This is a genomic window from Aeromonas sp. 25-AL00135, from assembly GCF_054052385.1.
Genome location: NZ_JBSTYQ010000001.1, coordinates 111592 through 124642, shown reverse-complemented (window position 1 = coordinate 124642; position 13051 = coordinate 111592). Strand labels below are relative to the sequence as shown.

At 57.8% G+C, this 13051-nt stretch carries 11 protein-coding genes and 1 pseudogene; 3 read left to right on the top strand and 9 right to left on the bottom strand.

Features of this window, described 5'->3' with window-relative positions; translation table 11 throughout:
* Positions 1-6 precede the first annotated feature (6 nt).
* The 4 genes and pseudogenes from ACW5XC_RS00565 to tapM form a co-directional block, all read right to left on the bottom strand.
* Positions 7-540 (bottom strand): pilus assembly protein PilP, encoded by a 534-nt coding sequence (locus tag ACW5XC_RS00565; RefSeq protein ID WP_005335020.1) that lies wholly within the window; start codon positions 538-540, stop codon positions 7-9.
* Complete coding sequence (gene tapO / locus ACW5XC_RS00560) at positions 537-1136, bottom strand: PilO family type IV pilus biogenesis protein TapO (protein WP_019446350.1); 600 nt, start codon at positions 1134-1136, stop codon at positions 537-539. The genes ACW5XC_RS00565 and tapO overlap by 4 nt, the downstream gene beginning before the upstream one ends.
* Positions 1133-1711 (bottom strand): annotated as a pseudogene (tapN, locus tag ACW5XC_RS00555) (PilN family type IV pilus biogenesis protein TapN). Before tapN ends, tapO begins: the two are co-directional and overlap by 4 nt.
* Positions 1699-2760 (bottom strand): PilM family type IVa pilus assembly protein TapM, encoded by a 1062-nt coding sequence (gene tapM, locus ACW5XC_RS00550; RefSeq protein ID WP_040066887.1) that lies wholly within the window; start codon positions 2758-2760, stop codon positions 1699-1701. Before tapM ends, tapN begins: the two are co-directional and overlap by 13 nt.
* A 300-nt stretch (positions 2761-3060) precedes the next feature.
* Between tapM and ACW5XC_RS00545 the strand changes: the two genes are divergently transcribed.
* Positions 3061-5532 carry a penicillin-binding protein 1A gene (locus tag ACW5XC_RS00545; RefSeq protein ID WP_042054572.1) on the top strand — a complete coding sequence of 824 codons (2472 nt, stop codon included), beginning with the start codon at positions 3061-3063 and terminating at the stop codon, positions 5530-5532.
* A gap of 49 nt (positions 5533-5581) precedes the next feature.
* Here ACW5XC_RS00545 and oxyR read toward each other — a convergent pair whose 3' ends face one another.
* The 4 genes from oxyR to ACW5XC_RS00525 all read right to left on the bottom strand — a co-directional run bounded on the left by oxyR (position 5582) and on the right by ACW5XC_RS00525 (position 10030).
* Positions 5582-6481: a DNA-binding transcriptional regulator OxyR gene (gene oxyR, locus ACW5XC_RS00540; protein ID WP_005354003.1), complete on the bottom strand. Its 900-nt coding sequence runs from the start codon at positions 6479-6481 to the stop codon at positions 5582-5584.
* 156 nt (positions 6482-6637) lie between these two features.
* Positions 6638-8278, bottom strand: coding sequence for a methyl-accepting chemotaxis protein (locus ACW5XC_RS00535; RefSeq protein WP_019446348.1), 1641 nt, complete (start codon positions 8276-8278; stop codon positions 6638-6640).
* Positions 8279-8450: 172 nt separating this feature from the next.
* On the bottom strand, positions 8451-9095 hold the full coding sequence (locus ACW5XC_RS00530) for a DsbA family protein (RefSeq protein WP_042054574.1): 645 nt from the start codon (positions 9093-9095) through the stop codon (positions 8451-8453).
* Positions 9096-9169: 74 nt separating this feature from the next.
* Positions 9170-10030, bottom strand: coding sequence for a Vmh family MBL fold metallo-hydrolase (locus ACW5XC_RS00525; protein ID WP_042054609.1), 861 nt, complete (start codon positions 10028-10030; stop codon positions 9170-9172).
* A gap of 126 nt (positions 10031-10156) precedes the next feature.
* On the opposite strand from ACW5XC_RS00525, the gene ACW5XC_RS00520 reads away from it, so the two are divergent.
* The gene (locus ACW5XC_RS00520) at positions 10157-11056 is read left to right on the top strand and encodes a LysR family transcriptional regulator (RefSeq protein ID WP_005362277.1); all 900 of its coding nucleotides are present in this window, start codon (positions 10157-10159) and stop codon (positions 11054-11056) included.
* 66 nt (positions 11057-11122) lie between these two features.
* Here the strand turns inward: ACW5XC_RS00520 and ACW5XC_RS00515 are convergent, their stop codons facing one another.
* The gene (locus ACW5XC_RS00515; protein WP_042054576.1) at positions 11123-11902 is read right to left on the bottom strand and encodes a BPSS1780 family membrane protein; all 780 of its coding nucleotides are present in this window, start codon (positions 11900-11902) and stop codon (positions 11123-11125) included.
* A gap of 302 nt (positions 11903-12204) precedes the next feature.
* On the opposite strand from ACW5XC_RS00515, the gene ACW5XC_RS00510 reads away from it, so the two are divergent.
* Positions 12205-13026: a peptidoglycan DD-metalloendopeptidase family protein gene (locus tag ACW5XC_RS00510; protein WP_042054578.1), complete on the top strand. Its 822-nt coding sequence runs from the start codon at positions 12205-12207 to the stop codon at positions 13024-13026.
* The last annotated feature ends 25 nt before the right edge of the window (positions 13027-13051 follow it).

Sequence of the window (13051 nt, the reverse complement as noted above, 5' to 3'; positions counted from 1 at the left end):
CCCTGATTATTGTTTTTCTTGCACATTGGCCATCGCCAACTGGGTTTCTCTTGTTACCCAGCACCCCTTCCCATCCGGAATGGTTTCCAGCAAATCCACGGCAGTGTCAGTGATCTTGATGACTCGACCCTGATCAAGCCCCATATACTGGTTGAGTCCGACCCGCATCGATTTGCCATCCGGGGTGCTGATCAAGGCCCACAACTGACCTGCCTTACCCAAAGAACCATGCATCGACAGACTGGCCAGCGAATAATTTTCCAGCACCTCTTTCTCACGATCCATCAGGGTCTGAGCACAATCCGGCTGGGCCTTGGCAGTGCTTGTACTTCCGACCGTCGCCTCAGGCTGAGGAACCATGAAGGGGCTGCGCAACTCGCGTTGCTGGTAGTGCATGGGGGCAAAAGGCTTCAGCTCGGGCAAGGGCTCGATAGGTATGGGCGGCCTTGCTTTGGTCTGGGCGACATAGCTATCCATGTCCTCCTGACCACCACACGCCGCCAGCAAGAGGGCAGGCAACAACCAGCAGATGCGTCTCATTGTTTCGGCTCCACTGTTTTACCGTTGTACTTGTAGGTCTTGGCCAGCATCGACATCGAAATCAGCTCCCCTTCATCCTTGCTCTGGCCCAGAGTGAAGGAGTCAAGGATGACGATACGGGGCAAGGCAGCCATGTCAGCGGTAAACTTGCCAATTTCATGGTAAGTGCCCACGACTTCGATACGCATCGGTAGCTCTGTCGAAAACTCGTGCTTGACCTCGGGTTCCCAGTTGATCCGGTTCAATTTCAAGCCATTGTCGGTAGCAATAAAGCTGATATCGTCCAGCAGACCGGCGACCTCATGGGTATTGGGCAACTGCTTGAGCTGGGTATCAACCAGTTGCTCAAGCTGAACCATTTGCGCCTTGTATGCCCCCAGGTTGGCAGCCAGCATCGCCTTGCTTTCAAACTGGGCTTTCAGTTCGGTCTCTTTCCCCGCTTCCTGAGTCAAACTGGTCAGTGAGTTGGCAATCACGTAGTAGTAGATGGCGCCGCCGGTCAACACGCAGCAGAAAAAGATGAAGACCCCTTTTGCCCATTTTGGCCAGCTTGCTATGTCATTGATATCCAACTCGTTGAGTTGCTGAAGGTTCATTGTTGCTCCTTGGCCACATTCCCTGCAGCCGCAGCATTGTTGGCGATCAGGAACGTCATGGAAAACTGGCTCAATGACACTGGCGCAACATCAGCCGCAAAAATAGTGCTTATCTTTGCCTGACCCAACCAACCGGAACCATCAATCCGTCGCATCATGCTGGCTACCCGCCCATAGGCCTCGGTCTTGCCATTTACATCAATAATATTGTTCTGCATCGAGAGGGTGTTCAGGTAAACCCCGTTGGGCACCAGTGAAGGCAGCTGATTGAAGAGGCGGACGGGCACATTGCGTCGCATCTGCAACTGCTCGATGAGCTGCATCCGATCGATCAGTTCCTTGCGACGCTCTTTGAGCAGACGGATCTCCCCAAGTTGGGCATCCAGAATAGTCATCTCCTGAACCAGCCGCTGGTTGCGCTGCTGCTGGGCGACGATCTGGCGATCAACCAGCCAGTTGGCAAAAAAACCCAGCGCGACCGTGGCCAGCACAAAAATCCCAAGCAAAGCCCCGAACTGTTTCTTTTGGCGCTGGGCCCGGGCTTCACGCTAGGGCAGAAGGTTTATATTTGACATGGTGTGAAACTCCTCAGAGCCAACCCGAATGCCGTCATATATTTAGCACCATGTACCAGCTCGGCCTCACCTTTTGGTTTGCCAAACAGGGCGAACAGATCCGGGTGCAACACCTCGCAATTGACCTCTTCCTTTACCTGTACCAACAAACCGGGCAGCAGACTGCCTCCCCCCGTCAGCACCAGTTTTGCGATGTCGCGATAACCGGATGAACTGCAAAACAGCTGGATATTGCGCCGCACTTGCTGCAGCAGCGAGTTGATGTGGGGCATCAGCACATCCAGCTCATGGTCCACAGGCAAGGTACCTTTGGTTTTAGCCTGCTCAGCCTCATCCAGCGTCATGCCATAAAAGGAGGAGAGCGCCTGGCTGTACTGATCGCCACCGAAGTTTTGCAAGCGGGAGTAGATCACCTCTCCCTTGACCAGGGCCGCAAAGGTCATGGCACTGGCACCGATGTCTATCACCCCGATCGGCCGTTCACTCTCCTGCAATTCGGGCAGACAAGCCACCACGGCACGGCCCAGCGCATGGGCGCCCACATCCACCACCTTGACGGCAATACCGGCTTCGGCAAGGGCGCTGACCCGGCCGTTGACACTCTCGGTGCGGGCTGCGCTCAGCAGCACATCCTGACGATCTTCACTGTTGTTGGTGCTCAGTACCTCAAAATCGAGACTCACTTCATCGAGGGGGAAGGGAATGATCTGCTCGGCCTCCAGCTGCACCTGACTCTCCAGCTCCTTGTCGCTGAGGCGGGCATCAATCTGGATCACTTTGGTTATCACGTTGGAGCCGGTCACCGCAGTGGCGGCATAGTCGCTGTGAGTTGGAATAAGACGCTTGAGAGTCTTGAGAGATTGGCTGACGCGCTCGATATCCTGCAATTGATAGTCAACCAGCGTCCCTTTCGGGGTGGCAATATCGGCGACAGATTCGAGATGAAGCTTGCCGGGTCGGCCACTGAGGGTAACGGCCTTGATGGTCTGGCTGCCAAAATCAATGCCCACCAGAGGGAGGAGGGATCCCTTGTTAAAAAGCCCAAACATATACACATCCATGCGTTATTTGGTTTTATTCCTGAACAGAGTGTAGGACACCCGATCAGAGGAGTGCTTCACTCATCCTAAATGCTCTAACTATCAATGTCATAAAGTTTATGCCGAAAAGTGACCCATCTCGCTTTCTTCATGGCAAGTGGCCCTCCTTGGTTATTGCTCCCCGTAGTGCTAACCTCTCGCATCCTTTTGAGGTGGGTGGCTCGCCACAGGAAAACCTCGAATTCCCGATGGCAAAAGGGCTATACTCTGCGCCCGTTGGCTAATTTTAAGACGATTGGTAGTTCTTCCATGCTGAAATGGCTCGTTCGCCTGTTTATTGTCATGATGCTGGGTGCTGTGCTGGGTGTTGCCAGCCTCATCGGTATCTACTTCTATATCAAACCCCAACTGCCCGATGTCACCGCACTGCGTGACGTCAAGCTGGCAACCCCGATGCGGGTTTACAGCCGGGATGGGGAGTTGATCGCCCAATATGGCGAAATTCGTCGCATTCCGCTGCGTCTGGACGAAATTCCGCAACCCATGATCGATGCCGTACTGGCGACCGAAGATGCACGTTTCTATGAGCACCCGGGCATTGACCCGATTGGTATCATTCGAGCTGCATCCGTCTGGGCTGTCTCCGGCCATGCCCGTCAGGGTGCCAGTACCATCACCCAGCAGGTTGCCCGCAACTTCTTCCTGAGCAATGAGAAGACCATCATCCGCAAGATCAAGGAGGTCTTCCTGGCCTGGCGGATCGAGCAGAATCTCTCAAAAGATGAGATCCTCGAACTGTACCTCAACAAGATCCCCCTCGGTTATCGCTCCTTCGGGATCGGTGCTGCGGCACAGGTTTACTTTGGTAAAGAGGTCAAGGATCTGGGACTGGACGAGATCGCCATCATTGCCGGTCTGCCGAAAGCTCCCTCCATGCTCAACCCCATCCGCTCCCCCGAACGCGCCTTTGCGCGCCGCAACGTTGTGCTGGGCCGGATGCTGGAAACCGGCAAGATAACCCAGGCCCAGTTTGACGAAGCGTCCAAAATGCCGATCAAGGCCCGTTTTCACGGCGCCGAAGTGACCCTGCACGCCCCTTATCTCGGTGAAATGGTGCGCCAGAAGATGGTCGAGCAGTTCGGTGAAGATGCCTACACCATGGGCCTGCACGTCTACACTACCGTCTCTGCCGAACGTCAGCGGGCGGCAAGACAGGCACTGCTGGATGGCGTTTTTGCCTATGACATGCGCCACGGCTATCGCGGCCCGACGGCTCAGTTGTGGAAGGCTGGCGAGACAGCCTGGGATTACGAGCAGATCGTCGCTCACCTTGGCAAACAGCCCACTTACGACCCGCTGATGGCGGCGGTCGTGACCAAGCTTGGTGATCGCAGCGCCACGCTGGTACTGAAAAATGGCAAGGAAGCAGAGCTCGGCTGGAACGGCATTAAATGGGCCCGCTCCTTTATTACCGACGACCGTCAGAGCTATGCCCCGAAATCGGCGCGCGATGTGCTGAAAGTCGGCGCTCAGATCTGGGTACGGGAAGAGGGCGAAGAGTTGCTGCTGGCCCAAATCCCGGACGTCAACGCCGCGCTGGTTGCCATGAACCCGAAAAATGGCGCACTGGAAGCACTGGTCGGTGGTTTCAGCTTCGAACTCTCCAAATTCAACCGGGTCGATCAGGCGCGTCGCCAGATCGGTTCCAATATCAAGCCTTTCCTCTATGCGACCGCGCTGGAGCATGGCTATACCCTGGCGTCGCTCATCAATGATGCGCCGATCAACCAGTGGGATCCGTCAAAAGGGCCCATGTGGCAGCCCAAGAACTCCCCGGCCGTTTATGATGGCCCCACCCCGCTGCGTCTGGGACTGGCCAAGTCCAAGAACGTGATGTCGGTTCGACTGATGCGCGCCATCGGTCTGGATACCTATATCGACGGTCTGACCCGCTTTGGCTTCCCCCGTGACTTCATCTCTCCCCATGAGTCGCTGGCACTGGGGGCTGCCGAATTCACCCCCCTCGAGGTAGTGCGTGGTTACTCGGTTCTGGCCAACGGTGGCTTCCTGGTGACCCCATACTTCATCGACAAAGTGACCGACAGTCTGGAGAACACCCTCTATCAGGCCAATCCTGCAATTGCTTGCACCACCTGTGAACAGCAGGCTGCGCCCGAGCAGAGCACACTGCCGGAGCCAACTGTTGATGGAGCCGCACAAGATGGCACGCAGACCCCTCTCGCGCCAACCATCGCCCCGCATACCATCAGTGCCCAGAGTGCGTTCCTGATCACCGACACCCTGAGCACAGCCATCTGGGGTGGCAACGGCTGGCGTGGTACCGGCTGGCGTGCAGCCCGCGACCTGAAACGTCACGACATCTCCGGTAAAACCGGTACCACCAACGAATCGCGGGATGCCTGGTTCTCCGGCTACACCCCGGACATCGTTGCTACTTCCTGGATCGGTTTTGACAACCACCAGCGTGGTCTTGGCCGTGCCGAATTTGGCGGTGGCGCCGCGCAGCCTATCTGGATCGACTTCATGAAAGTCGCCCTCAAAAAGCTGCCGGAGCACAAGATGCCGGTTCCCGAGGGGATCATGACGGTGAAGATTGATAGCGAAACCGGCCTGCTGGCGACCAGTGGCGGCACCGACGAATACTTCAAGGAAGGGACCGAACCGACCCGCTACGCAGCACCGAGCTCGGATGGCAATCAGGTCTACGGCGGTGACAACCCCGATGTAGAAGGGCCTGTCTCTACCGACGATATCTTCTAAGTCGTTATCGCGGCAGAAGCAAAACCGGCAGCCTTGGCTGCCGGTTTTTTTATTGGGCCAACTGCTTGCTCATCAGCGTGGCGATCGAGGCGGCCAACTCATTGAAGCAGGGGCGACGCACCGAGTAGTGGCGATAGAGCAGCGAGATAGTACGCCCCGGCACAGGGTCAACCACAGGTCGATAGCTCACCCCGCCCTCATCATGATCGGCAGGTACGGCCAACTTTGGCACCAGGGTCATGCCGCTACCGGCGGCCACCATGTTGCGCAGGGTCTCGAGACTGGTCCCCTTGAAGCGTTGATCCTCACCTATCCCGCCGGCGAAACAGAAGCCCATCGCCTGATCCCGCAAACAGTGACCATCGGCCAGCATCAGTAATTTCTTGCCCTTGAGATTGCCAAGCGGCACCTGTCTGGCCTGTGCTTCGGGGTGATGGCAAGGCACCGCCAACCACATCGGCTCGTGGTAGAGCTGGATTGAACCAAACCCTTCCATCCCCGGCATCTCGGCCAGAATGACGCAATCCAGCTCCCCCTCTTCCAGCCGTTTGAGCAGGGTTTGAGTCTGCTCCTCATAAAGGTAAAACTCCAGCTGGGGAAAACGCTCACGCAGGGTCTGGATAATGCGGGGCAACAGGTAGGGGCCCACGGTCGGAATAAAACCGATATGGATCTCCCCGGACATCGGCTCGGAGAAGTGCTGACCGATGCTCTTGAGCTCGCGCACCTCCTTGAGCACCCGACGCGCCTGATGGGCCATGGCATCGCCAGCCGGAGTAAACAGCACCTTGCGCGAGGTACGTTCGATCAGAATGACCCCGAGTTCATCTTCCAGCTTGCGCAGCTGGCCGCTCAGGGTGGGTTGACTGACAAAGCAGCGTTCAGCAGCTTTGCGAAAATGTTTTTCCTCATCCAGCGCCACCAGATATTCGAGATCGCGAAGATTCATACAGCAAGAGTCCTGCCTGGAAAATGGGCCATCAGCATGCACAATATCGTCCGGCGGGACAAGTCATCCGCTCGCGGTGAACCTCTCTGGCTGCCCCTCCAAAACAGAAAAGCCCGACCACCTTGCGGTAATCGGGCTGTTTGACTCGCCGATGGATTACACCCTGAAACGGCGCACCATATCCTGCAGTTGGGTAGCCAGGTGGTTCAACTCGTTGCACGCCTGAGCCATCTGGGTGGCACCGGCGGCCACCTCTTCGGAAGCATGACTGATATTGACCACGTTACGGTTGAGCTCCTCGCTCACCGCGCCCTGCTCTTCCGTGGCCGTTGCAATCTGGATGTTCATGTGGGAGATGCTGCTGACCGAGCCACTGATCTGGGAGATGGACTCGCCAGCTTCCCGCGCGGTAGCAACCGTGGTATTCATCAGCTCCTGACTCTGTTGCATAGTACTGCCCGCCTGTTCGGCACGCTGCTGCAACTCGGCAATGATGGTGTTGATCTGGGAGGTGGAGTCCTGAGTGCGCTTGGCCAGAGTACGCACCTCATCGGCCACCACCGCAAACCCCCGCCCCTGCTCACCGGCACGGGCCGCTTCAATGGCTGCGTTCAATGCCAGCAGGTTGGTCTGTTCGGCAATGCCGCGGATCACCTCCAGCACCATGCCGATATTGCGACTGTCATCGCCCAGTTGGCGGATCACCACCGCGGTACTCTCGATGGCACCGGCGACCCGTTCAATACGTTGAATGGAGTCATTCACCGTTTGCGCACCAAGTTCGGCCGTCTCACTGGCCGAGGTGGCGGCACTGGCCGCATCGCTGGTATTGCGAGAGACCTCCTGCACCGTGGCTTGCATCTCGTTCATCGCCGTCGCCAGCTGGTTCAGCTCATGTTGCTGAGCATTCATATTGTTGGCTGACTGGCTGGCAACAGAGCTGATCTCCTCCGCAGCGGAACTCAGTTGCACCACAGAGCCCGACACTTCACTCACCAGAGTGCGCAGATTGGTCTGCATCTCACCAAACCCTTTGGCAAGGGTTCCCAGTTCATCATTGTTGAACTGCTGCATATCGATACGGGAGGTGAGATCACCAGAGGAGACCCGCCGGGTCTGTTCCAGCAACGCCATCACCGGATTGCGGATCTGACCGGTCAGCAGCCAGGCAATTGCCACAACAAAACCCAGCGTCACCAGACTGACAATGACGCTCATGGTTCTGGCACTGCTGTATAGCGCCTCCACATCTTTTGTCATCTGGGCCGCAATCTCGTTATTGATTTCCCGCAGGCGGAAGGATTTTGCTCCCACCTCCTCCAGCGCGACCCGGGTTTCGTTTTTGCGCAGACTTCTGACTCGCTCCAGATCGCCAGCAGCGAAGGCGCTCAACAGTTGGTCATGCACCGCAAAATACTTGGCCCCCGCCGCAACCACCTGCTCATAAACCTGTTTCTCTTCACCTGTAGTGAAAGCTAAAGCACCGTATTTTTGGGCTGCTTGCTCAAATTCCTGCCTGGCCTTATTGAAGGTCAGGGTGCGATCGCTTACCTCTTGATCATCCTTGTTCAGACCACCGATGACCTGGGCCAGCTCTGAGCGGCGCGCATCCAGAATGGCAACATGCATCTGGCTGGCATAGCGGGTTGACGGCAGCAGGTTGTCAGTGATGGTTTCGGTATCACCATAGAGCTTTGCCAACTGGCTGATGGAAAACCAGGCCAAGCCCAGTACCAGCAGTGCCAGGATGGCAAATCCGGCACTCAGTTTCTGGCCGATAGACATGTTTTTGAACATATGGGGGCTTCCTTGAAATGAGTCTGCACTCCCGCAACATCCGCCGGGAATGGTCACATAGAGCATAGTCTGCAAGCAGAAAGTCGAAGGCTTTCATATCGCTTCTGCATACAGGAATATCGGCCCGTTCACTCCACTTCTAAAGAGACCTTGTCCGTCCACATTCTAATAACTATTCCATCAACTCAAGAAGATGCTGACGCAACCCGGCAGGATCGCCCAAAAAGTCAGCCACTCGCACAGTACTCACCTTACCGTTGTGCATCAACCCAAGGGTGGGATAACCCTGACCGCCCAGCCGTTTCATCCAGCCCAGGCTATCTGCCAGATGTTGCAGCAAGGGCGCCTGCAGATAGGATTGCTGGAATGCCTCGGCTGCAATCCCCTGCTCTGCCGCCAGCGTGGCTAGAAATGCCGGCTCACCAATCCAGATCCCGTCCCGATAGTGGGATTGCTGGATCCGGTGCAACATGACCAGCCCATCGCCCCCCAACGCCGTGACGGCCAAAACCGCACGGATCGGCGGCTCGGAGTCCAGCAGACAGCCCTCCCGCAGCAGCAGTTCGTTAAAGTAGCGTTCGCCAAAATGCTGGCCGGTCAGCGCTTCGATCCGCTGATCATGGGGGCGCACATAATCACGCAATGCCTCGCCCATCGGCTGACGGCGACTACCCATCCAGAGACCGCCCGCATGCAGCTCGATCTTGAGTCCGGCAATGGTGGCTGCCGCCTGCAACAGGGGGGCGGCACCGTAGCACCAGCCACAGAGCGGGTCATAGACATAATGGAGGGTGGTTTGTTGTTCGCTCATCTTCATTCTCACTTCAATCTCGGATAAAAAACCGGGCCCTTAGGCCCGGTAAAAAACACAGGGAAAGCAGGCTCAGTGGCTTACCACTTCATCTCGCCGGTATTGACCTTGGCACCGATGGCCAGACCATCGTCAACCGGCAGTGCTGGATAGGCTTTCTTCAGAGCCTCAATCAGCTCACCGGAGTTTTTCGCCTTGGCCAGCTCCTGTTCGAAACGCTCTACATAGTCACGGGTAAAGGTCACAGCAGCAGTGCCTTTGGGAGCAGTCCCCAGGAAGTGGCCCGGTACCACACGCTCGGGTTTCAGGGCCAGCAGGTTATCCAGCGCCTTGACCCAGTTGCTGCGAGCCGCTTTGGTCTGGCTGTCGGCCATCCAGACATGCACCCCGTGGTAGACCGGCACACCACCAAAAGCAGTCTTGATGGAAGGGGCCCAGAGGTAGGCATTCGGGGTATTCATCTCTTTGATTTCAATCTTCTCGCCATCCAGCGTCAGGTGACTGGCGGTCATCACTTGCGGTACGGTCAGGCTCTTCGGTGCGCCCTTGCCGAGGATCGGGCTCCAGTAGCTCAGCTTGGCATCCTTGGTCTGGTTGATATGGTCAACCACATGCTGATCGGCCAGCACTTTGACATCCGGGAACGCAGCCATGACCGGCTCCAGACCGAAGTAGAAGTCGGGGTCACCGGCACTGATATAGACAGTGGTCAGCTTCTTGCCACTCTTCTTGATCATGTCGACCAGCGCCTGACCATTTTGCACATCGAATTGGGCATCGATCAGGATGGCCTCTTTGTCACCGGTCACCAGTGAGGAGGAGACCGGGAAGATCGCCTTCTCGCCAGGGTTGTAGACGGTCACGCTCAGGGGGGCGGCCAGTACGGCGCCACTCAACAGGGTAGTAGCCAGAGTCAGGTTGCGGATCAGGGTGTTGTTCATCATCTATTCCTCATTAAGTATTCGGGGGTTCATTTGATGGACACAGTGTATTGGATCACTTAAGGTGCAAATACAGCATAAAAAGCGCATCACTGTTGCACATATCGAACATATAGAGAGCCGTACATGGATCGACTGACCGCCTTGCGGGTCTTTGTCAGCGTAGTCGAACAGGGGAGCCTGAGCGGCGCCGGAGAGAAACTGGATATGTCGCGCGCCATGGTGTCGCGCTATCTCGCCGAGCTGGAGAGCTGGATGGGCGCCCGCCTGCTGCACCGCACCACCCGTCGTCTGAGCCTGACCGGGCCGGGAGAGGAAGCGCTGAACCGGGCCCGCGCCATGCTGGCACTCGGTGAAGAGATGGAGCAGATCGCGGTGAAGGGAGATGACGCCCCCAAAGGACAACTGCGGATCACCAGCAGCTACTCCCTGTCAGAAGCGCTGCTGGTCGGGGCTGCCAACGACTATCTGGCGCAATACCCGGGGACGGCCATCGACATTCTGCTGCTCGACAGAACCGTCAATCTGGTAGAGGAGCGGATAGATCTGGCGGTGCGCATCACCAACGACCTCGACCCCAATCTGGTGGCGCGCCGTCTCGGCACCTGCCACTCGGTAGTCTGTGCCAGCCCGGCCTATCTGGCCCGTCATCCGATGCCACACAAGGTGCAGGATTTGGCGCTGCACAACTGCCTCACCTACACCTACTTCGGCAAGAGCCTGTGGGAGTTCAATGGACCGGACGGCCCCGAGTCAGTGCCGGTCAGCGGTAACCTGAGCGCCAATATCTCCAACCTGCTGCTGGAAGCAACGCTGGAAGGCGCAGGGATCAGCCTGCAACCCCGCTACTCGGCACAACCCTATCTGGAGCGCGGGGAACTGGTGCCCCTGCTGACCGACTGGCAGCCCAAGCGGCTCGGCGTATACGGGGTGTATGCCACCCGCAAGCAGATGTCGCCGCTACTGCGCAGCTTCCTCGATTTTCTGCTGGCCCGCATGGCGGCGGATCCCATCTGGCAGGAGTAAGCACTCCGCACACCCAAACATAACGAAGGGGCCGCTGCGGGCCCCTTCTTCACTCTGATCCCTTGATCAGGCTTCAAATCCGAATGGTTCTGAGTGCGGCGCTTCCGGCTGCGCACTCTCGTCCAGGAAAATATCCCGATAAGCCACATAGATGGAGTAGTTGAGCGCCGGGATCACCACCAGCAGACCTACCAGCAACAGCACAGCGCCAAACAGCAACAAAATGGCTGAGAGCAGCCCCCACCAGAAGAAGGGAAAAATATTGCGCCAGCAGCCGAAGAAGCTCAGCCGTACCGCCTGGATGATGCCGATATCGTGGTGGTAGATCAGCGCCGGAGCAAAGGTGACCCCCATCAGCACGGGAATGATGAGCAGCATCCCCACCAGCAATACCAGCAGCAGTTGTTGCAACTGGCTGGCTGAGACCACCATGCTCTCGGGATCCTGCGTCAGCAGCGGGAGCAGCCCCCACATGGAGAGCAGACCGAGACAGACGAGGCCCACCAGGCTGAACAGCAGCAACACCAGCAGACCGCCTAGCATCAGCGGGGTCAACTTGTGGCGAAAACCGGCGAAGAGATCGGCAAACTGCAGCGGCTCCCCCCGATAACCCCGAGCGGCGACCGCCACCCAACCCGCGCCCCACACCATGTAGAGCAGCTGGGAGATAAGGCCACCCGCCGGCAGTTGCTCCAGCAGCATACCCACCATAAACCAGACCAGCACCATGGCTACGCTGATCCCCATCCCCTTGTTGAAGATATCGAACCCGCTGCGAACCCAGAGCCAGCCACGACCTGTCGTGTACCGGGCCGGTGTGGTGCGCAAAGGGGGTAATCCGTTCATATCGTCTCCTCGGAGTGTCGGTGGCATCAGTGCCGGAAGCCGATTCTAGAGCCAGGGCGGGGGCGACTCAATGGCGAAGCGGCCCGACCACGACATAAAACCTGACGCAGCTATGCACAAAAGGGGCGTCAGCCACGCCCCGCCTCTGGCTGCCCCGACCATAACGAGGCACAATCTGCCCCCTTCCCCAGCCGCGCCTGTCGTGGCCAGCGTGCCGTGATCATCCTTTAGTGATCGACGAATGCCGGACAGGGGGTTGTCATCCCGCCATCCCGGGCGCTTTAACATCGAGTGGTATCGTCATGAGAGTTGTGTGTTGTCTGTTGTTGTTGCTGGCCAGCCAGTCAGCCCTGGCCGAGGGTTTTATCAGTCGCCAGCTCAACCATCCGGTGCCGGGTGGCGTTGCGGTGATCCCTCTTGGCGCGTCACCCACTGCCCCCACGGCCCGCTATCACGACAAACCTGTGCTGGTGGTGCGCGAAGACAACCAGTGGATCGCCATCGTCGGCATCTCTCTCAAAAACCCGCTTGGGGCCCAGCAGCTGACCACAGGTGATGGCCGTACTCTCGGCTTCACCGTCACCCCCAAGCACTACCGCGAGCAGCACATCAAGCTCAAGAACAGCCGTCAGGTCAATCCGCTCGCCGAAGATATGACCCGTATCAACCGCGAGCTGGCGGAGCAGACCCGGGCTTACCAGACCTTCAGCCCCAACCAGCCGAGCAACCTGATGTTCGACAAGCCGGTCAACGGCCCCCTCTCCAGCCCGTTTGGCCTGCGTCGTTTCTTCAATGGCGAGGAGCGCAATCCCCACTCCGGCCTCGACTTCGCAGTGGGCGCCGGCACCCCGATCAAGTCCCCCGCCGCCGGCAAGGTGATCCTGATCGGCAACTACTTCTTCAATGGCAATACCGTCTTTGTCGACCACGGTCAGGGGCTCATCAGCATGTTCTGCCACATGTCAAAGATCGATGTGAAGCTCGGCCAGAGCCTACAGCGTGGCGGCATCGTCGGGCGAGTCGGTTCGACCGGCCGCGCTACCGGCCCCCATATGCACTGGAACGTCAGCCTCAACGATACCCGGGTCGATCCCGCCATCTTTATCGGCGCCTTCAAGCCCTGAATCGGCAGAGCCCGTTAACAAAACA